Annotated in this window: 16 protein-coding genes and 2 pseudogenes; 14 read left to right on the top strand and 4 right to left on the bottom strand. The window is 36.1% G+C overall.

The genetic code is table 11. From position 1 onward, the window contains the following. The first annotated feature begins 6 nt into the window (after positions 1 to 6). From OA86_RS08200 to OA86_RS08185, 4 genes are all read left to right on the top strand, one after another. Positions 7 to 954, top strand: coding sequence for an endonuclease/exonuclease/phosphatase family protein (locus OA86_RS08200; protein ID WP_039351580.1), 948 nt, complete (start codon positions 7 to 9; stop codon positions 952 to 954). A 23-nt stretch (positions 955 to 977) separates the two neighbouring features. Continuing rightward, on the top strand, positions 978 to 1448 hold the full coding sequence (locus OA86_RS08195) for an Lrp/AsnC ligand binding domain-containing protein (protein ID WP_039351578.1): 471 nt from the start codon (positions 978 to 980) through the stop codon (positions 1446 to 1448). 152 nt (positions 1449 to 1600) lie between these two features. Continuing rightward, positions 1601 to 2599 carry a deoxyribose-phosphate aldolase gene (gene deoC, locus OA86_RS08190; RefSeq protein ID WP_052257451.1) on the top strand — a complete coding sequence of 333 codons (999 nt, stop codon included), beginning with the start codon at positions 1601 to 1603 and terminating at the stop codon, positions 2597 to 2599. 249 nt (positions 2600 to 2848) lie between these two features. Then, entirely contained in the window at positions 2849 to 5242 is a 2394-nt protein-coding gene (locus OA86_RS08185) for an aldehyde dehydrogenase family protein (protein ID WP_039351804.1), read from the top strand. 70 nt (positions 5243 to 5312) lie between these two features. Here the strand turns inward: OA86_RS08185 and OA86_RS08180 are convergent, their stop codons facing one another. Further along, a complete protein-coding gene (locus OA86_RS08180) occupies positions 5313 to 5642 on the bottom strand; it encodes a hypothetical protein (protein WP_039351576.1) in 330 nt (109 codons plus the stop codon). A 120-nt stretch (positions 5643 to 5762) separates the two neighbouring features. Between OA86_RS08180 and OA86_RS08175 the strand changes: the two genes are divergently transcribed. After that, entirely contained in the window at positions 5763 to 6626 is an 864-nt protein-coding gene (locus tag OA86_RS08175; protein WP_039351574.1) for a glycoside hydrolase family 25 protein, read from the top strand. A 52-nt stretch (positions 6627 to 6678) separates the two neighbouring features. Here OA86_RS08175 and OA86_RS08170 read toward each other — a convergent pair whose 3' ends face one another. Next, positions 6679 to 7857, bottom strand: a complete 1179-nt coding sequence (locus OA86_RS08170; protein WP_039351572.1) for a thioredoxin fold domain-containing protein — start codon at positions 7855 to 7857, stop codon at positions 6679 to 6681. Positions 7858 to 8145: 288 nt separating this feature from the next. Here OA86_RS08170 and OA86_RS08160 point away from each other — a divergent pair, with 288 nt between their 5' ends. The 8 genes and pseudogenes from OA86_RS08160 (at position 8146) to rpoN (ending at position 19627) form a co-directional block, all read left to right on the top strand. Further along, positions 8146 to 10026, top strand: a complete 1881-nt coding sequence (locus OA86_RS08160) for an ABC-F family ATP-binding cassette domain-containing protein (RefSeq protein ID WP_039351568.1) — start codon at positions 8146 to 8148, stop codon at positions 10024 to 10026. A gap of 182 nt (positions 10027 to 10208) precedes the next feature. Next, positions 10209 to 11585 (top strand): APC family permease, encoded by a 1377-nt coding sequence (locus OA86_RS08155; protein WP_039351567.1) that lies wholly within the window; start codon positions 10209 to 10211, stop codon positions 11583 to 11585. A 153-nt stretch (positions 11586 to 11738) separates the two neighbouring features. Further along, positions 11739 to 13976, top strand: a complete 2238-nt coding sequence (locus tag OA86_RS08150; RefSeq protein WP_039351565.1) for a TonB-dependent siderophore receptor — start codon at positions 11739 to 11741, stop codon at positions 13974 to 13976. A 96-nt stretch (positions 13977 to 14072) separates the two neighbouring features. Next, entirely contained in the window at positions 14073 to 14591 is a 519-nt protein-coding gene (locus OA86_RS08145; RefSeq protein ID WP_039351563.1) for a membrane protein, read from the top strand. 393 nt (positions 14592 to 14984) lie between these two features. Continuing rightward, a pseudogene (locus OA86_RS08140) lies at positions 14985 to 15548 on the top strand (30S ribosomal protein S16); the annotation flags it as partial. Positions 15549 to 15826: 278 nt separating this feature from the next. Next, positions 15827 to 16369 (top strand): ribosome maturation factor RimM, encoded by a 543-nt coding sequence (gene rimM / locus OA86_RS08135; RefSeq protein ID WP_039351559.1) that lies wholly within the window; start codon positions 15827 to 15829, stop codon positions 16367 to 16369. Positions 16370 to 16636: 267 nt separating this feature from the next. Next, positions 16637 to 18082, top strand: a complete 1446-nt coding sequence (asnS, locus tag OA86_RS08130) for an asparagine--tRNA ligase (protein WP_039351557.1) — start codon at positions 16637 to 16639, stop codon at positions 18080 to 18082. 69 nt (positions 18083 to 18151) lie between these two features. Further along, positions 18152 to 19627: an RNA polymerase factor sigma-54 gene (gene rpoN, locus OA86_RS08125; RefSeq protein ID WP_039351555.1), complete on the top strand. Its 1476-nt coding sequence runs from the start codon at positions 18152 to 18154 to the stop codon at positions 19625 to 19627. Positions 19628 to 19657: 30 nt separating this feature from the next. On the opposite strand, the gene OA86_RS08120 is transcribed toward rpoN, so the two are convergent. Together OA86_RS08120 and OA86_RS08115 are read right to left on the bottom strand one after the other, a co-directional pair. Next, positions 19658 to 20332, bottom strand: coding sequence for a DUF8845 family protein (locus tag OA86_RS08120; protein ID WP_039351553.1), 675 nt, complete (start codon positions 20330 to 20332; stop codon positions 19658 to 19660). After that, on the bottom strand, positions 20325 to 20819 hold the full coding sequence (locus tag OA86_RS08115) for an RNA polymerase sigma factor (protein ID WP_039351552.1): 495 nt from the start codon (positions 20817 to 20819) through the stop codon (positions 20325 to 20327). The genes OA86_RS08120 and OA86_RS08115 overlap by 8 nt, the downstream gene beginning before the upstream one ends. A gap of 130 nt (positions 20820 to 20949) precedes the next feature. Here OA86_RS08115 and lptB point away from each other — a divergent pair. Continuing rightward, positions 20950 to 21675 (top strand): annotated as a pseudogene (gene lptB / locus OA86_RS08110) (LPS export ABC transporter ATP-binding protein); the annotation flags it as partial. Between the last annotated feature and the right edge of the window lie 142 nt (positions 21676 to 21817).

Genomic DNA, 21817 nt, shown 5'->3' with positions numbered 1-21817 from the left:
ATTTTAATGGAAAATAATGAAAGGAAAGAGCTAATTGCTTTTTATAATGTAGAAAATTTATTTTCTCCGGATCCCATACCAGTTCATAGATTAGACCCTACAATTTCTGGACTAAGAAATTGGGACGAAAGAAAATATAAAAACAAACTTTTTAAAATTGCACATGTTTTTGAGCTCATTCGGGAAACTGAAGAAGTTCTTCCAATGCTGATCGGTTTGTCAGAAATTCAGGGACAAGCACCTCTGGATGAATTGATTACGATGCCGCCCTTTAATTCTGAGTATGGTGTCATTCATTACGATTCTATGGATGAAAGAGGAGTTGATGTCGCTTTGCTCTACGAAAAAAAAAAGATTGAAATTCTTTCTTCCGAACCTATCACCTATTTTTTCGAAATCGAAGATAATAATCCTGCGAATTACGATACGACAAGAGATATTTTACATTGTAAAATCAAATATGCAGAAGAAATCATCAATGTTTTCGTTTTACATCTTCCTTCAAAGCGGGAAAAAGATATCAATAAACCTAAGCGTCAGTTTATCTTAAACGATGTGCGCGGAAAAGTAATCAACATCATTTCAAAAACACAAGAAGCTGTTCTTATTTGTGGAGATTTCAATGAAAACCCCGATGATGAAAATATAAAAAATCTACTTTATGATGGTGATTTAAATAAAATACTCACCAATCCGTCGCTCGAATTGTTCGAAAATAAAAATTTTTCCACATTTTACTATAAAGATGGCTTGCTTTTTGACCAAATTCTGCTGTCAAATAATTTTTTTGATAGAAACTCCGCTTTACAATTTAAAGAAGCAAAAGTTTTCAATCATCCAAAATTAGCGAACTGGGAAGGTAATTTTAAAGGAAAACCTTTTCGAACTTTTGCAGGCACTAGATACCTTGGTGGTTACAGTGACCATTTTCCTGTATTAGTAGAATTTTTGTAAACAAGTTAAAATATTTAAAATAAGTGAAAAACGCAACAAACACCGGTTATCATTTAGATACAGTCGATAAACAAATCATTTATATGTTGATGGATAATGCCAAAACCTCTTTGGCTCATATTTCCAAAAACGTTGGGATTTCTACAACTGCAGTTCATCAAAGAATTAAAAAACTAGAACAGGCCGGAGTAATTGAAAACTCTATCTCTTTTCTTAATCCACGAAAAATTGGTTTTAAAGTAGTCTCATTCATAGGAATGTTTTTGGAGGAACCAAGCCATTATCAAGATACGATCAAAGCATTAAATGATGTAAACGAAGTGGTAGAAGCTCATTACACCACAGGCAATTACACCATTTTCTTGAAAGTTCTTTGTCGGGATAATGATCATTTGATGGAAATTTTGAACAAACTTCAGAAAATGAAAGGAGTAACCAGAACGGAAACTTTTATTTCTCTGGAACAAAGTATAAACCGTCAGTTAAAAGTTTGATGTCATTAAACTTCTCATAAATAATAAAATACATTCTTTAGGAGTGTATTTTTTTGGATGAGGTGGAAGCAACAATTTTCAAAACCAATTGCAGTAAATTGCTCAGAATTGGTTAAATTTACCATCCTAATTTTTATTAAAATTTTTGATTGATGACTAAAGTAATGGAAAAAAATCATACGCAACCAGTTCAAATGCATACTGAAGAAAGAAACCCCGGTTTACCTTTCAATACCAAATATTTCGACGCGATCAATATTAACCGAAGTGCGATCGAAAGACGGGTTTCAACTTTAGGTGGAAGACGAAGTGTTAAAAAAGAATTTCAGGCAGCTTGGTTATTGAAAGCAATTTCCATGATCGATTTGACCACTCTTGCAGGAGACGATACCCGCGGAAACGTAATGCGTTTGTGCGAAAAAGCCAAAAATCCCGTACGTGCAGATATTATACTAAGTTTAGGAATGCAGGATGCAAATCTGACAACAGGCGCAGTTTGTGTGTATCACAATTTGATTCCGTTTGCGAAAGATGCTTTGAAAGGAACTTCTATACCAATTGCCGCAGTTTCTACAGGATTTCCTGCCGGAAAAATTTCCCTCGAAGATAAAATTACAGAAATAAAAAAATCAGTTGCAGCGGGAGCTAAAGAAATTGATATCGTGATTTCCCGTGATTTGGTTTTAGAATCAAAATGGAAAGAACTCTACGACGAAATCAAATTATGTCGCGCCGCTTGTGGCGATGCACACATGAAAACCATTCTTGCAACAGGTGAAATTCCGACTTATACCAAAGTAGCAAAAGCTTCTTGGGTCGCAATGATGGCAGGTTCAGATTTTATCAAAACTTCCACAGGAAAAGAATCAGTAAATGCAACTTTAGCAGTGAGCTTGGTCATGATTCGTTGCATCCGCGATTATTACGAATTAACCGGCGTGAAAGTCGGCTACAAACCAGCCGGCGGAATTCAAAAAGCCAAACAAGCCCTTGATTATTTAATTTTATTGAAAGAAGAATTAGGCAATGACTGGCTCACTCCAGAATTATTTAGATTTGGCGCAAGTTCTTTATTGGGCGACATTGAGCGACAATTAGAACATTTTGTAACCGGGCGATACAGTGCAGGATTCAGACATCCGATGGCATAATTATTTGGACGCCTATTTCCGTCTTCCACTCCCGCTTTTTTGTTTCACTTCGCTACACAAAAAGAGCTCCGTTCAAGCCGGGGCGCATCGGGAACTAAATATGAAGAAAGGTTATACTAATAAATACTAAGATTTTTAACAGCGAAAATTCGAAAAACTTTTTTGCTCTTTAGAAAAACTTAAAAAAATAAAAACTTTGTGACTTTTGTGGTTGAAATTTCCGCAACATCACATCAACACATCATCAAAATGGAAATTAAAGAAATATACGACACCATGGTTTACGGTCCCGCTCCAGAAAGTGCAGCTGCTGCTGTGGAATTTTTAGAAAATCATAACCGAAGTTTTGACTTGTTCATTGGCGGGGAATGGGTAAAACCGAACGCTAAGAAATACTTGGATTCTAACAATCCTTCCAACAAAGAATTTTTAGCAAAAATTGCAGAAGCCGACGAAACCGATGTTGACAAAGCCGTGAAAGCTGCCAACAAAGCATTGCCAGAATGGGTTACAATCGGTGGATTCGAGCGTGCAAAATATTTGTACGCGATCGCAAGACAAATTCAAAAAAACTCCAGACTTTTTGCAGTCCTTGAAACATTAGACAACGGAAAACCAATTCGCGAAACTCGTGATATTGATATTCCAATTGTTGCGAGACATTTCTACCACCACGCTGGTTGGGCAAAATTGATGGATACGGAATTCAGAGATTATCAGGAAGTTGGTGTTGTAGGGCAAATCATTCCCTGGAACTTTCCATTAATGATGCTTTCCTGGAAAGTGGCTCCAGCTTTAGCAATGGGAAACACCATCGTTTTGAAACCGGCCGAATACACTTCTTTAACAGCGTTACTTTTTGCAGAGATCTGTGAAAAAGTTGGACTTCCAAAAGGAGTTGTAAATATCGTAACCGGAAAAGGAACCGTTGCCGGAAATGCTTTGGTTAATCATAAAGACATTCAGAAAATCGCTTTCACTGGCTCAACTAAAGTTGGGAAGATCCTCAGAACAAATATTGCTGGAACCGGTAAAAAAATATCCTTAGAATTAGGCGGAAAATCACCATTCATCGTTTTTGAAGATGCAGATTTAGATTCAGCAGTAGAAGGAATTGTAGATGCGATCTGGTTCAATCAAGGACAGGTTTGTTGTGCAGGTTCTAGATTGTTAATTCAGGAATCTGTTTCTGAGGTTTTCTACAAAAAACTTCGCGCAAGAATGGAAACGCTTCGCATCGGCGATCCGATGGATAAGGCGGTCGATATGGGTTCTATCGTAGATCCGATTCAGTTGAAAACCATCAAAGATATGGTGCAAATTGGAATCGAGGAAGGTTGTACGATTTACCAACCCAAAAATGGCGTTCCAGAAAATGGCTGGTTTTATCCACCAACATTATTTACCGATGTTCCTACGAGTGCTGTAATTGCTCAGGAAGAAATCTTCGGACCAGTTTTAGTGGCGATGACTTTCCGTTCGCATTCAGAAGCGGTGGCTTTGGCGAATAATACGAGATACGGTTTGGCTTCAAGTGTCTGGACAGAAAATATTAATTTGGCGTTGGATATTGCACCGAAAATCAAAGCAGGAAGCGTTTGGATCAACTGTACGAATCAGTTTGATGCTGCTGCCGGATTTGGTGGTTACAGAGAATCAGGCTTTGGAAGAGAAGGTGGAAAAGAAGGTTTGTATGAATATATGAAACCGAAAGTGGAAGCTGAATTTACTTCAAAACCTATTTTGCCAAAAACTGAAAAACCCCACGATGCTAAAACAGCAAAAAATACTTTAGCAGAAATCGACCGTACAACGAAAATGTACGTTGGTGGAAAACAAGCTCGTCCAGATGGAGGTTACAGCACAGAAATTAAAAACGCGTTTGGTGAATATATCGGAGAAGTTTCAGAAGGAAATAGAAAGGATATCAGAAACGCCGTTGAAGCAGCACACGCAGAAAAATCCTGGGGTGGAATGACAGGTCATTCAAGAGCTCAAGTTTTGTATTATATTGCAGAAAACCTAGCAATTCGTTCAGAAGAATTTGCCGAAAGAATTGTTGAAATGACCAATCAATCTTTAGAATCTGCACAAGATGAGGTTGAAAAATCAATTGAAAGAATTTATACGTATGCCGCTTACGCCGATAAATATGATGGCGCAGCACATTCTACCGTTCAAAGAATGGTAACTTTAGCAATGCCTGAAGCAATTGGAGTAATAGCAATTATTTGCCCAGATGAAAATCCTTTACTAGGATTTATTTCTACGGTAATTCCAGCGATTGCGATGGGAAATAGAGTTGTGGTCATTCCATCTGAAAAACATCCTTTCTCAGCGACCGATTTCTATCAGATTTTAGAAACTTCAGATGTTCCTGCTGGAACCGTAAATATCGTTACTGGTCCAAAAGAAGAATTAGCCAGCGAACTCGCCAAACATTATAATGTAGAAGGAATTTGGTATTTCGGAACAGCAGAAGGAAGTAAAAGTATCGAGTTATTATCAACCGATTCTATGAAACGTTCTTGGGTGAATTTCGGTAAATATAGAAACTGGTTGAATCCAAAACATGGTGAAGGTCAGGAGTTTTTAAGACACGCTACTGAAATTAAAAATATCTGGATTCCGTACGGAGCTTAGTAATTTATTTTGAATAGTTAAAAAGCCACGAATATTTTCGTGGCTTTTTTTCCAGAATTTTAATCACAAATTATTTCGTTTCTTTTTTTACGTAATCTTTGGTGTCTTCATAACCTTCTTTTACTGCTTTTCCGCCTTTTTTAGCGGTTTTCCCGGTCCACTTTGCGGCTCTTTTTACTCCTTTCTTAGTTGCTTTCGCACCTTTTTTCGCAGTTTTTCCAGTCCATTTAACTCCGTCTTTTGCGGTTTCACCTGTCCATTCTGCACCATCTTTGACCGCTGTTCCGACTGCCTTTGAATCTTTTTTCACCTCTTGTTTTAAAGTAGGTTGCGATTCCTGTGCAGAAACAGTTACTGCAAATAAAAGTATGGTTGCAAATGATAATAATTTCGTTTTCATCTTGATCAATTTTATTGTTAATTACCAGCTTAGTTTCACATATCAAGCCAATCATCATCTAAAAACATTTTTAACTATAAATTAACGCTTTCATTTTTAAATTAATATTTTTGCAAACCGATGGCCAAGAGAACAGTTAAAAGAAAAACAACCCGAAAAATTCATAAAAAGCGTAAAAGACATTTTCTTCTGCGCCGCGAAATTCTATTACTGTTTTTGGCGATTGCTTTACTGGTAACTGGATTTTATTTAAAGCAGAGAATTACCTTTTATTACGCCATGTATTTCAATAAATTCGAACATAAGAAATTGTCGAATTCTGAAACTGAGGAAAACAGGATCAACCGAATTATCGGTGATTATGCCGATAAAACTTTCGGTATGGATGTCTCTCATTACCAAAAAAAAGAAGATATTACCTGGGACAGTTTAAGTATCGGAAATCGAACTATTCCTATAAAATTCGTGGTTCTTCGCGCCACAATGGGCAACAGATCTGCCGACAAACATTTCGATGAATTCTGGCAACTGTCAAAAAAACATGAACTCATTCGAGGTGCATATCATTTTTACAGAGCCGATGAAGATCCAGTAATGCAAGCTAATAATTTTCTAGCCAACGTAAAATTAGAAGCTGGAGATTTACCACCAATTTTAGATATTGAGAAAATACCAAGACGGAAATCTACCAAAAAACTCATTGAAGATCTTAAAATCTGGTGTCGAATTGTTGAGGAAACTTACGGCGTGAAACCCATCATTTATACTTATTATCATTATTACAAAGATTTTCTTCAAGGCGAATTCGATGATTATCCAATTTGGTTAGCCAATTATAACGATGTTCCACAACCTTCTCCCGACGCTGACTGGAAAATCTGGCAGTTCACAGAGAAGGGAATCGTCTATGGAATCAATACTAAAGTTGATCTGAATGTTTATAATGGAAATCTCTGGTCATTAAAAAGAATGACATTAGATTAACAAAAAAAGGATGCTTTTCAGCATCCTCTTCTATAATTAATGAATTGTTTTTTTATTTAACCTTGTCAAATAAAGCCTGAGTTTCTGCGTATTCCTCACCTTCTTTCTTCGCTAATTCAATTGCTTTGGCTGCCCACGTTTTTACGTTAGCTTTGTCGCCTATTTTGAAATAGAGATTTGCAACAGTGTCAGTATTGGCATAACTTTCAGACAGTTTTACTGATTGTTTTGCCCACAAAACGGCTTTTTCCAATGCAACTTTATCGGTGGTGTTTTCAAAAAAGTTCCACGCCACAGTATTCAATTCGTCTGAAGTGAAAGTTGGTGATGCTCCGTCTTTGTAATATTCTAAAGCCAGTTTTTCATAATCCGCGTTGTTTTTTGTACCCGCAGCAATCCGCATTTTTGTTTTCAGTACCAATGTTTTTACCTGTTCTTCCGACATGGTTTTTCTGGCTTCTGAAACGTATTTTTTCTCATCGAAAACTTTTGTCGTCTTATCGTAAGACGAATTAAATAAAGCGTTCAGTTTAAAGTTTTCAAGCGTTTTATTATAACTTTCTTCCGGCATCACTTTTATCAATTCTGCTTTACGGGAAATAAATTCCGGATAAAGTGGTGAAGTACTGTCTTTCGTTAATGAGAATAAATAAGAGAAATCTTCTTGTGTTAAAGGTTCTGCTTTTTTACCTGCAAAATATTTTGCTGCTGCCTTTGTCGCTAAATCGGCATCTGAAAAAGCAAAAACCTTAATGACACTTTTCAAAAATTCTGGGTCTTTATCTCCAGCTTCAAATTTCTTTTTTAGCGCTCCCATTTGTTTGGAAGGATCTACCGCATCTTTTCCTACATTGATAAATTCTTCAGGCGGGAAATAAGAAGTCACTCTATGAATTAATTCTCCGTCTCCATTAATAAAAAGATAAGTTGGATAAGCTCTCACATTATATCTTTTTGCCAGATCGATTCCTTCGCCTTTTTCCATATCAATTTTAGAATTGATGAAATTGGCATTGTAAAATTCACCGACAGTCGGTTGTGGGAAAACATTTTTTGCCATCAGTTTGCAAGGTCCACACCAAGTAGTAAATGCATCTACAAAAAGTAATTTATTTTCTTTTTTTGCTATTGCGAGAAGATCTTTGAAGGATTTGTTTTCCTCAAATTTCATTCCCTGACCGAAAGTGATGATACTGAAAAGGACAAGTAACAGTAATGATGTTTTCTTCATTTTTTTTAAATTTATTAGGATGCTAAAATAACGCATTCTTTATAAATGGTGATTAAAACTGATATTTATTTAAGAAACTTTACATCGATAATTTCTCTTAGCAACAAAAACTGTTTTGTTGGCGAAAATCTCCGCCCCGACCTGAATGGAGCTCATTTCTATTTTTTCTGGAAAAATAAAAATAGCGGGAATGGAGGGCGGAAATAGGCGCCCAAAAAATAGAAGAAAATAGAGCCATTTAATTTCCGTACTTTTGCACCTTTCAAAAATCATCCATTCCTATATATAATGAATTACATTTCAGCCGAAAATCTTACGAAATCTTACGGAGTAAAGACACTTTTCCGAGATATTACTTTCCATATTAACGAAGGTGATAAAATTGCGATCGTTGCCAAAAATGGTTCCGGTAAATCGACTTTGCTCAAAATTTTGATGGGTAAAGAAATTGCAGATTCGGGAACCGTTGTTATTAATAAAGATATTCAGGTCGTTTTGTTCGATCAGGAAATCGATTTTGAAGGCGAGTTGAATGTTGAAGAATTTATGATGACTTTAGATTCTGCACCGATCATGGCGTTGAAAAATTACCATCATGCGTTGGTTTCAGAAAATCCGGATGATATGGATAAAGCGCTGAATGAAATGGAAATTCACGAAGCCTGGGATTTGGAAAATGAGATGAGTCAGATTTTGAGTCAGTTGAAAATCACTGATTTGACGTCGAAAATGAAAACACTTTCGGGAGGTCAGATTAAAAGAGTTGCGTTGGCAAAACTTTTGGTAGAAACGCGTGCGCAACACCGTCATACTTTGATTATTATGGATGAACCGACCAATCACCTTGATGTTGATATGGTGGAATGGTTAGAAAATTATCTTCAGAAAGCGATGGTGACTTTGCTTTTGGTAACGCATGACAGGTATTTCCTGGATGCAGTTTGTGATATCATCTGGGAAATTGAAGATTTTAATATGTACGTTCATAACGGAAGTTATGGAACATATTTAGAAAATAAGATTATTCGTGAAGACAATATGAATTCCACGATTGACAAAGCGCAAAACCTTTATAGAAAAGAGTTAGAGTGGATGCGTCGTCAACCAAAAGCAAGAACGACAAAATCTAAATCACGTCAAAGCGATTTCTACGAAACTGAAAAAGTTGCAAAAACTGACACCAGAAAAGAAAAACTGGAGCTTGATTTTGAGATGAAACGTCTCGGAACTAAGATTTTAGAATTACAGGATATCAGCAAAAGTTTCGGCCAGAAATTATTGTTAAAAGATTTTTCTTATCAGTTTCAGCGTGGTGAAAAAGTCGGAATTGTTGGGAAAAATGGTGCTGGAAAATCAACGCTTCTCAATATTATTCAGGGTTTTGAACCTTATGATTCTGGTTCCATTGAAACTGGAGAAACTATTAAATTTGGTTACTTCGCGCAGAAAGGTTTAATCTATAAAGAAGATCAAAGAGTGATCGACTTTATCAAAGATATCTCAGAGAATTTCCCATTGGCAAACGGACGAACGATTTCTGCTTCTCAGTTTTTGCGTTTATTCTTATTTGATGATCAAACGCAATATGCGCCGATCTCGAAATTGTCGGGTGGTGAAAAACGTCGATTGCATTTGATGCATGTTTTGTATCAGAATCCAAATTTCTTGATTTTCGATGAGCCGACAAATGATCTGGATCTGCCAACTTTGACGGTTTTAGAAAATTTTCTACTTCAATTCCAGGGAAGTTTAATTATTGTTTCACACGATAGATATTTCATGGATCGTATCGTTGATCACGTTTTAGCGTTTGAAGGTGACGGAATTATTAAAGATTTCGTGGGTAATTTTACCGAGTATCGAGAAAAGAAATCGCAGGAGAAAACTGAAAAAGTTGCTGCTCCGATTATCGAAACTCCGAAGAAAGTTGAAGCCATTCAAACTGCAACACCAAATGTTTCTGCGAAAAAATTAACTTTCAAAGAGCAACAGGAATTAAAAGACATCGACAAAGAAATGCCGAAGTTGGAAAAAGAGAGAGCAGGAATTCTGGAAAAGTTGAACAATGAAAGTGATTACGGTAAGATCGCAGATTTTTCTAAAAACCTAGAAACCATTGCCGACAAACTTCAGGAACTGGAAATGCGCTGGTTAGAACTTCAGGATTAATTATTCAATTGAAATAAATTTAAAAATATAGGAACGGGTTTTTTGCCCGTTCTTTTTTATTTTTATTAAAAGCCACGAATTCACGATTTTCGTTTTTAATTAGTTGTTATTTTAATATCTAAAAAGCTTTCGCTTTCTTTGTATCAAACAATTCTTTTAAAATCCCATTACTTTATTTAACGATGAGCAACGACCAAAAACTAGAGGCCAAATACGGATTATTCACAGCCATTTCTATGGTTATCGGACAAGTAATTGGATCCGGGATTTTCTTCAAAGTTGATGATGTTTTACTGGCGACACAGGGAAATATTCTAGCAGGACTTTTAGGTTTTTTGATCGTTGGGATCAGTGTTGTTTTTGCGGGGATTTCTATGGCGAATTACGCTGAAATCTTACCAAAAGATGGCGGAATTTTAAGTTACGTTAATTACAGATTCGGCGAAACGGCAAGTTATTTTGTAGGCTGGATGTACATGAGTTTGTTTTATCCGGCGCTTACCGCCGTTCTTTTCACGGTTTCCGGGATTTATATTGCGCATCTGCTCGCAGAATTTATGAATTTCGAACCGACGTTTTTACATTTTGCTTTAATTGGTTTTGTTAATCTGATCATCTTCTTTTTTATTAATATTTTCCGCCCAAGAAGCAGTGGAATTTTTCAGCAGATGACAACGGTTTTGAAAGTTTTACCTTTAATATTGATCGCTTCTCTGGGAATATTAAGTTTATTTAAAGGAGATGTCAATCAGGTAAATACTTTATCTCAAGTTGGGAATGGGTTGCAAAATCAATCCTTTATTCTTTTGGTTGCGGCGAGTTTCATCCCGATTTCATTTGCATTTGATGGTTGGTATATTGCGACGCAGATTTCCGGAGAGATCAAAAATTCAAGTAAAAACCTGCCGAAAGCTTTAATTATAGGAACTATTTCGGTGATGGTGATTTATATCGCGTATTATTTAGGGATCGTTTTCCGAATGAGCGGTACTGAAATCATTCAACTGAAGGATACTTACATCACAGAGTTTGCAAGAAAGATCGCTTCGAATTCCGGCGCTTTAATTATGCAGCTTTTCATTATTATTTCTGTTTTGGGAACTTCAAATGGTTTGCTTTTGGCAACGATTCGGGTTCCTTATCAATTCGCCAATTTAGAAAAGTCGAAGAAATTTCTGAACTTAGATAAAGTCAATGAGAAAACGAAAATGCCTGTAAATAGTGCAGTTTTCGGAGCATTGATTATTGTTTTTTATATTCTTGTTTATTACTTTACCAGTACACATCCTTTTTTTACGGAGAGGAATTTTGATATTTCTGCGATTCCTATCGTTTTTATTTATTTGGTAAATGGCGCTTTGTTTTTAGGATTATTTCAACTTTTAAAGAAGAATATTTTTCCCGGAAACCGGTTTTTCAAAGCGACAATGGCTACGATTGCCGTTTTAGGAAACTTGGTTGTTCTCTTCGGAACTGCGACTGCACCGAATGGAATTATTTATTTTGTGATCAATATTCTTTTTATCCTGGTTGGATTTCTACTGATGAAAAAAAACTGATAAAAATCAGTTTATATCAATTAATCTCATTATCAGCAATTTAGATATTTGTCACTAATTTTATTTAGAATAATTCAAAATAGGCTTGTCTGTTTGTAAAGTCTTTTTTACTTTTGCGCTGTTATTTTAATTCAGTCTAAATAAAAACGTCCTATGAAAAAACAGATCATTTCCCTTGGAACCTTATTAATCGTCTCGACAATTGGTGCACAGATGAAGTTTGAGCAGATAAGTGATACGCTTCGCGTGCAGCAAATTGAGGATATCAATATGCATAAAACAGGAAATCCCAATACAGCAAGACCACTTTCCTCAAAGTCGAATTTATCGATAATGGAAAATCCACAACCGATTGCAATTGTTACTCATGAGATTATTGAGCAGCAACAGGCAAAACAATTGAGTGATGTTTTACAAAATGTAAACGGACTTTATATCACTTCTTCCCGCGGAAATTCTCAAGACAGTTTTGGTGCAAGAGGATTTAATTTTGGGAATGATAATATTTTTAAAAACGGTGCAAGGGTAAATAGTGGTGTTTTCCCCGAAGTTTCCGGATTAGAGAGAGTAGAAGTTTTAAAAGGTGGAAACGCAATGTTATACGGAAATGTCTCTGCAGGTGGCGTTGTAAATTTAATTACAAAAAAACCCAGATTTAATTTCGGTGGAAGTGTAGGATTCAGCGCCGGAAGTTGGGATTCTTATAAACCAACGGTAGATTTTTACGGACCACTTTCGAAAAGTGTCGCTTTCCGGGTAAATGGTGCTTTTGAAACTGCTGACAGTTTTCGGGATGTTGTAAAATCTCAGAAATATTATTTCAACCCTTCCTTTATCTTTAATATTGGGGAACATTCTCAACTAATTGTTGAGGCAGATTACTTGAAAAATGATTTCACACCTGACTTTGGGATTGGATCGATCACCAATAATGATCAATCTTACAGTTTAAATAAATTCTTACCAAGAAACGCATTTGTAGGTACAGATTGGCAATATCAAAATGTGCAGCAAGCGACGACTGGTATAACTTTCAATCATCAGTTTAATGATTTCTGGACTTTGAATGCAGTCGCTTCTTATCAAAATTATACCAAAGATTATTTTTCTACAGAAAGAGTACAATGGAGTTACGACGCGGCAAACAGACTAAACTGGAAACGACCGCTCAATAAAACCTATGCAGAACAAAATTACACCTCTTTACAAATTAATGTAAACGGCGAATTTAAAACCGGAAATGTAAATCATAAAATTCTGATCGGAACCGATGGCGATTATGCGACCGATGCCTCTTTCACTTATTTTAATCCCACGAATAATAAAGCATTTGGCACTTCTTATTTTTATGGAACCAATGGCGCATCGAATGGCACTATATATTTACATGATGATTCTACTTGGGCTTCAGGGGCAATACCGGAATCATCGACGAGAAGTATTCTTCGAATTCCGACTCAAAGATTTGGAATTTATGCGCAGGATTTTATTGAACTTACAGACAAATTTAAAGTCTTGGCTGGCCTAAGATGGTCTTATATTGAAAATGTTGCAGCAGAGGGACAAATTTTCACAAATGATAAAGCTCCTTCTTCTGCAGGAACTTCTGATCAGGCACTTTCCCCAAAAGCAGGTTTGGTTTATATGCCGAATGATAATTTATCTATTTTCGGAACTTACACCAACTCTTTCTCTGCAAATACAGGAAGAGACGTTAACAATAATGCATTGAAACCTTCAGTAATCGATCAGTTTGAAGTAGGCTTAAAACATAATTTCTGGAATAAAGCAGTAGCTCTGAATTTATCAGTATATCAAATTGAAAATAGAAATTTTTATCAAACTGCAGATTTTAAAGCAGATGGAAGTGTAAATTCAGATTCTACCATCAAAGATTTCGCCGGTAAAATGCGAAGTCGGGGCGTAGAATTAGACATCACCGGAAATCCTTACCCGAACTTGTCGATCATTGCAGGAGCTTCTTATAATCATTCTGTTTATTTAGAGACTCCCGATAATTTTGGGTATGTCGAAAATCAAAGATTGGTGAGAACTCCCGCAACTACTGCAAATGCATCTGTTTTTTATACGTTCAATCAATATGTGAAAGGTTTGCAGTTGGGAGCAAGTATATATTATGTAGGCGACAGACTCGCTGGTTGGAATGATACCAAAGCAACTTTAAATACAAGAAATGGCGTTTCAAGATTTTTAGAAGTTGATGATTATTTTACGACAAGTTTATCTGCGGGATATGATTGGGAGAAATTCTCTGTCATGGCGAAAGTGGGGAACTTATTTGATACCGTTAATTATACCTACCACGAAAATTACTCTGTAAACCCTATTACACCGCGAAATTATTATTTGACATTAACCTACAAACTTTAACGGGACCCTTCATCATATTATTTAAATTCAGTTCAAAAAACAGTGGAAATTTCGGTTTCCGCTGTTCTTATTTAAAAAAAGAAAAAAACAGAAACTATGGCAGCAATTAAGGATACCAAATCATTCATGCGAATCACTCACCGATATTTAGGTTATTTCGCAGCAGGAATTATGGCAGTGTATGCAATCAGCGGCGTTTTGCTCATTTATCGCGATACCAATCTTTTAAAGAAAGAAAATAAAACCGAGATCGTTCTAAAACCCAATATGACCGAGAAGGAACTGGCGAAAGAAATCAAAATGCGGAATGTAGAATTTAAAGAAGGTGAAGGTGATCTGAAAACCTTTGAAAACGGAACCTACAACGTAAAAACAGGGGAAGCGAAATATTCTAAAATGAAATTGCCTTTTGTCCTGGAAAAATTTAATGAATTGCATAAATCCACATCAACTCATCGATATGCTTCACTAAATACCATTTTCGGAGTGGTTTTGTTTTTCTTCGTGATCTCTTCTTTCTGGATGTTTAATTTCAGATCAAAAGCCTTTCGTCGGGGAATGATTTACGCCGGAATTGGATTTATTTTGGCTGTGATCATGGTGTTTTTCCAATAATTAAATTGCAATTTTTTACCACAAAACTCACAATTTTTTTTAACATAAGTTGAGCTTGAAATTTTTGCGTGTAAAGTTCACATAAGTTAAAACGCGGTGTAATTTCCAAAGGAAATCTTAATAACTTCACAAACCTTAATGTTAAAATGTAAAATCTAGAATTTAAAATCTAGAATTAGTTACGAAGCGTGATTTTTAGCCCTGATCAAAACGGCATCCTTTTATGGAACTTCAGTGGAATAAAAGATAGAGTGGAGAGCAGGTTCCCGGCTCCTAAAAAATTAATAAAGTCAAACGATAAATTACGTTTCTATCGATTGCCAAACTGGAAAAATTTTATATCTTTGCACCCTTATAAATAATCGGGACGAGTTCCCACAAAATCAAACATTTATGTCAGTAAAAATTAGATTACAAAGACACGGTAAAAAAGGAAAACCTTTTTTCCACATCGTAGTTGCCGATGCAAGAGCAAGTAGAGATGGTAAATTCATCGAAAAAATTGGTACTTACAATCCTGTAGTTAACCCAGCTGTTATCGAACTTAACGTAGATGCTGCTGTAAAATGGTTAGACAATGGAGCACAACCAACCGACACCGCTCGTGCAATTCTTTCTTACAAAGGAGTTCTTTACAAAAGACACTTACAAGGTGGAGTAGCGAAAGGTGCTTTCGATCAAGAAGCAGCTGATAGCAAATTTGCAGCTTGGTTAGAAGGAAAAGAACAACAAGTTGTTGGTAAAAAAGACGGTTTGAGCAAAGCAAAAGATGATGCTAAAAAAGCAGCATTCGATGCTGAAACTAAAGTAAACCAAGCAAGATTAGATGCTGCTGCAAAAGTAGAAGCTGATGCGAAAGCAGAAGCAGATGCACAAAAAGCAGAAGCTAAAGCTGCTGCAGATGCAAAAGCCGCTGAAGCTGCTGAGGCAAAAGCTGCTGAAGAAGCTGCAAACGCACCTGTTGCTGAAGTTACTGAAGAGCCAAAAGAAGAAAAATCAACTGTTGAAGCAGTTGCTGAAAAAGTAGGTGAAGCTGCTGCTGCTGTTGAAGGAGCTGTAGATTCTGTAAAAGAAACAGTAGCAAACGTTACTGAGAAATTAACAGGAAAAGAAGAAGCTGCTACAGAAGAAGGAACTGACGAAGCTAAAGCTTAATCAAACTTCTTATTAGATAAAAGTTATAGAGACGTCATTTTTGGCGTCTCTATTATTTTAAAACAACTTATATTTGCATCATGAAAAAAGAAGATTGCTATTTTTTAGGCAAAATCACTCGTACTCACGGATTACACGGAAATGTATTCCTGAAACTCGATACCGATCAACCTGAAATGTACAATAAATTAGACACTATATTCGTTGACGTTAACGGATTATTGGTTCCTTTTTTTATTGCAAGACAATCCTGGAGCAAAGGCGAAACGCTGATTGTTTCTTTCAAAAATTCCTCTGAAGCGCTTGTCAATCAAGCCGTCGGGAAAGATGTTTATCTTCCGCTTTCTACGTTGCCTGTTCTTACCGGAAACAAATTCTATTATCACGATGTTATCGGCTACGAGATCCGGGAAGAAGACGGCAAATCTTGTGGAATTATCGAGACGATTAATGATCAAACTGGTCAGCATTATTTTGTGCTTACTTTGGCGGGCAAACAGATCGTTATTCCGATCATTAAAGACTGGATCATCGAACTGAACCGTGAAGAAAAATTTATTAGAATGTCTTTACCAGAAGGTTTAATGGATGTTTTCTTGATTCCTTCCAAGAAAGACGAGTAATTTTCTAATTTTTTTTTTGGCGACAATTTCCGTCTTCCATTCCCGCTTTTTTATTCCACTTCGTTTCATAAAAAGAGCTCCATTCAAGCCGGGTCGCAGATCTTCTTATATTGCGATAACTCCAATAATTTATACCGAATTCTTTTCTAAAATTTTTTTTCCCTGCATCAAAAATTACGCCAATTTTTAGTAAGTTTGCATCTATTGATTATGGAAAAATTTTGACCATAATTCTACATTTTACATTAAAAAAAGCACTGTCAGGAAATGAGAACAACCATTAAAGAATTACTTTCAGATTATAAAAAAATACTTCATCACGACATTACCGTTCAAGGTTGGGTTAGAGCATTTCGTTCCAATCGTTTTATCGCTTTGAATGACGGCTCAACCATCAATAATTTACAAATCGTGGTCGATTTTGAACAATTTGATGAAAATATTATTAAGAATATCAGCAATGCGGCCTCTCTGAAAATAGTAGGTGAAGTTGTAGAAAGTCAGGGAGCTGGACAAAGCATCGAAATTATTGCGAAAAAAATAATCATCTTAGGAGATAACTTTACGGAAGAAAGAGACAAAACGATCCTTCAACCAAAGAAACATTCCTTGGAACTTTTACGCGAACAGGCGCATTTGCGTTTCCGTACGAATTTATTTAGTGCTGTTTTTAGAGTGCGAAGTTCTGTGAGTTTTGCGATTCACCAGTTCTTTAATCAAAACCAATTCTTCTACATGAATACGCCGATAATTACCGGTGCAGATGCAGAAGGAGCCGGAGAAATGTTTGGCGTGACAAACTTCGATCTCAATAATATTCCGCGTGATGAAAACGGGGACATCGATTTTGAGCAGGATTTTTTTGGTAAGAAAACCAACTTAACTGTTTCCGGACAGCTCAACGTAGAAACTGCAATGATGGGATTGGGAAGAGTTTATACTTTCGGACCAACTTTCCGTGCAGAAAATTCGAATACAACACGTCACCTCGCAGAATTCTGGATGGTAGAACCTGAAGTTGCCTTCAATAATTTAGAAGACAATATCGATCTGGCCGAAGATTTCTTAAAATACGTCATCAATTATGTTTTAGAAAACTGCAAAGATGATCTGGACTTTCTGGACAAAAGATTTGCAGAAGAACAAAAACAAAAACCTGAAAAAGACAGAGCTTCTGAAGGTTTGATAGAGAAATTACAGAATGTTCTCGAGAAAAGATTCAAAAGAGTTTCTTACACGGAAGCGATTGATATCTTGAAAAATTCAAAAGAAAATAAAAAAGGAAAATTCCAGTTTCCAATCGAAGAATGGGGTGCAGATCTGCAAAGTGAGCACGAACGTTTCTTGGTAGAAAAGCATTTTGAATGTCCGGTTGTTCTTTTTGATTATCCAAAAGAGATCAAAGCTTTTTATATGAAACTGAATGAAGATGGTAAAACGGTTGCCGCAATGGATGTTTTATTCCCGGGAATCGGTGAGATCATCGGTGGTTCACAAAGAGAAGATAAGTTTGATGTTCTTACTGCCAAAATGAAAGCGATGAATGTTGATGAACACGAGCTTTGGTGGTATTTAGATACGCGAAAATTTGGTTCAGTTCCTCATGCTGGTTTCGGTCTCGGTTTAGAAAGATTGGTGCTTTTTGTAACAGGAATGACGAATATTCGAGATGTAATTCCTTTCCCAAGAACGCCTCATACTGCGGAGTTTTAATAAAAATTCAGTACTTTTAGATTTTAGAAACAATATTTTTTCCATTAAAAATAGAGATAGCATCAAAATATGTTAAAACAAAACCTTCAAATGCGACTCGGCCAGAAATTGGCACCGCAACAAATTCAGTTGATGAAGTTGATCCAGCTTCACACCTTAGAATTTGAGGAAGAATTAGAACGCGAATTAGAAGAAAATCCGGCCTTGGAAAAAGCGGAAGAATCAAAAGAAGAAGAATATTCCTCTCTTGATGAAACGTATGAAGATGAAGGTACAGACAGCATCAACACAGATTTCGATGTAAATGAATATATTTTTGATGATGAACCGGCTTATAAAACCAGTTCTAACAATTATTCGGCAGACGATGAAGAATTTGACAATCAGTCGCTCTTAACAGAAGGACAATCGCTCTACGATTACCTTTTGGAGCAGATCCGTTTGATCAATATTGATGGTGATGATCTGAAAATTGCAGAATATATCATCGGAAACCTTGATAACGACGGATATCTTCGAAGAGAAGTGAAACAGATCGTTGACGATTTGGCGTTTTCTCTGGGAGTTTACACCACGAAAGAAAAAGCGGAAGATATATTGGAGAATTACGTTCAAAAACTGGATCCTTCAGGAGTTGGCGCAAGAGGTTTACAGGAATGTCTTCTGTTGCAAATAGAGAAAAAAGTAAGTGCTGATAAAGCCGTTATTTTAGCTGCAAATATCCTCAGAAATCAATTCGATGCATTGACAAATAAGCATTACAATAAAATCATCCAGAAATACGATATCGAGGAAGAAGATCTGAAAGATGCTTTGGAAGTGATTTCAAAACTATCCCCAAAAGTTGGTGGAAATTTCGATACTCAGACGATCACCATTAACCAGGAAATCATACCGGATTTTGTAATTCATGTAAAAGATAATGGTGAAAAAGGAGTAGATGTTCATCCAACTTTGAATAGCAAAAACGCACCGTCTTTGCGTGTTTCAGATGAGTACAAAGATATCTTGACCACTTATTCTCACGATAAAAAATCTGCAGAACATAAACAGGCAGCGCTTTTCATCAAGCAAAAATTAGATGCTGCAAAATGGTATATCGATGCGATTAACCAAAGACAGAATACTTTGCTTCAAACGATTTCTGCCATCGTGAAACTACAGAAAAATTATTTCATTACAGGTGATGAAAAATCGCTAAAACCAATGATTTTAAAGGATGTTGCCGATATTACGGGTTTTGATATCTCTACAATTTCTCGAGTAGTAAAAAGCAAATATGCAGATACTCCAAATGGGATCGTTTATTTAAAAAATCTCTTCTCAGATTCATTGACCAATGATGATGGTGAAGAAGTTTCTACGAAAGAAATTAAGAATCATTTGATGGATATCATCAATGCAGAAAATAAGAGAAAGCCTTTAACAGATGACGCTTTGGTTGTTTTGTTGAAAGAAAAAGGATATAACATTGCAAGACGAACCATTGCAAAATATCGGGAACAGCTCAGTATTCCGGTTGCAAGATTACGAAAAGAACTCTAACGAAAAAGGTCACCGAAAAGTGACCTTTTTTTATGCTTGTTCGATTTCTATTTTCTGCAGTTCTTCCAAGTTTTTACCTAATTTTTTAAGAATTATTCCGTACACAATTCTGTAGTAAATCCAGATCAACACTACACTCAAAACCATCATCAGAAGAAGACCAACATAGAATCCGATCAAGGTTGGATGAGTAAGTTCAATATTTTGGTTTGATAATGCCCAGGATGTAAAGATTCCCAGAACAATGGTGTACAAAACGATCAAAAATACGTTCGCAAGAATAAAATAGTTGACCGTGTTTTTGAATTTAATGATCTGAAGAATCAATTTTGTCAGGTTCGATTCAATTTTGATATGCTTATAATTTTGATAAAATTTAATAACGAAAAATGCCGTCAAAGCCAGACTGATCACCTTTAACCCAAAATAAAGATGGGACAAATTAGCAACCAGATTCTCATTGTTTTTCACACCGAGTTTTTCTAAAATATTCAGGTAACTGTTGGTGTCATCGCCCAGAAAAAGATAGTAAAAATTCATACCCAAAATGACCAAAAATTCGGCAATACTTATGGCCAGAATATATTTCACATAATTTCGTGAAGATTTATTCAGCATCGACCGTATTTCATCGCTGTTGTATTTTGGCTGAATTTCGTGTTCCTGCCAGGTTTTTTTGAAATTATCGATATCAAATTTAGGCATGCTTTTCCATTAGTTCTTTTAGTGTTTTTTTTAGCCGGTTCATTTTCACCCGCGCATTTACTTCTGTAATCCCTAAATTTTCTGAAATATCGCGGTAAGGCAGATCATCTAAATACATCATTACAATTGCTCTTTCTACGTTCGGTAGCATTTTCACCACTTTATAGAGTAAGGAAATCTGCAACTGCTTTTCATCGTCATCTTCTATAAAATCCGCATAATGAAAATCCATCAATTCATCAGTTTGCGGTGATTTGGTTTTTTTTCGGAAAAGGGTAATGGCAGTATTTAATGCAACTCTGTACATCCACGTTGAGATCTTGGAGTTTCCTTTGAATGTGTCGTAAGAACGCCAAAGTTGTAACACGATTTCCTGAAATAAATCCTGCTCATCTTCCAGCGAATTTGTATAAAGCCGGGAAACCTTGATAATCAGACCTTGATTATCTTTAATAAGTTGTGAAAAAACTTTTTCTTTAAGGCTCAAAATTGATAGAAATTTACAGAAGCGAAGATAAGATTTTTTGTGGGAAATGACCTATCGAAAGAATGGAACAGCTTTGGATAAGACATCATCAATCAATCGAACTTTCGAACAAAAATGATATATTTGCCACATGATTCTACGCGGAGAAAATTTAATTAAAGAGTACGGACCGAAAAAAGTTGTAAAAGGCGTGACAATCGAAGTCAGACAAGGAGAAATCGTAGGACTTCTGGGTCCAAACGGTGCCGGAAAAACTACTTGTTTCTACATGATTGTTGGCTTGGTAAAACCAACTTCTGGTAAAATTTTTCTCGATGACAAAGAGATTACAAACGATGCAATGTATCGTCGTGCGCAGAAAGGAATCGGTTATCTGGCGCAGGAAGCATCAGTTTTTCGCAAGCTTTCGGTAGAAGATAATATTTTGGGCGTTCTACAATTGACTAAGCTTACCAAACATGAACAGGAAAGAAAGCGAGATGAACTTATCGAAGAATTTTCTTTGGAGCATGTTCGTAAAAATCGTGGAGATTTACTTTCTGGTGGGGAAAGGAGAAGAACTGAGATCGCACGTTGTCTCGCTACAAGTCCGAATTTTATTTTGTTAGATGAGCCTTTTGCGGGAGTAGATCCAATCGCAGTAGAAGATATTCAGAAAATTGTAAGAAGTTTGGTCGATAAGAATATTGGGATTTTAATTACCGATCACAATGTTCAGCAAACTTTGGCAATCACTCATAAAACTTATATCATGTTCGAAGGAAGAATTCTAAAAGAGGGACTTCCACATGATCTGGCAAATGATCCACAGGTTCGTGACGCCTATTTGGGAGAAAATTTTGTGTATCAGGATATTTTAAATAAACCTAAAAAGAAATCTTTAGTCTATAATATCTGGGCCGGAAATTTTGATTCTAAACTTCAGTTTCAGGATTATGTAGACCGCAATTTTGCAGGCGTTGACAATTTGAGACTTCTTTATGGTTTCGAAGATATCA

Origin of the sequence: Kaistella jeonii (assembly GCF_000812865.1) — a bacterium.
Lineage (GTDB): Bacteria > Bacteroidota > Bacteroidia > Flavobacteriales > Weeksellaceae > Kaistella > Kaistella jeonii.
This window is presented reverse-complemented; position numbering and strand designations above follow the sequence as displayed.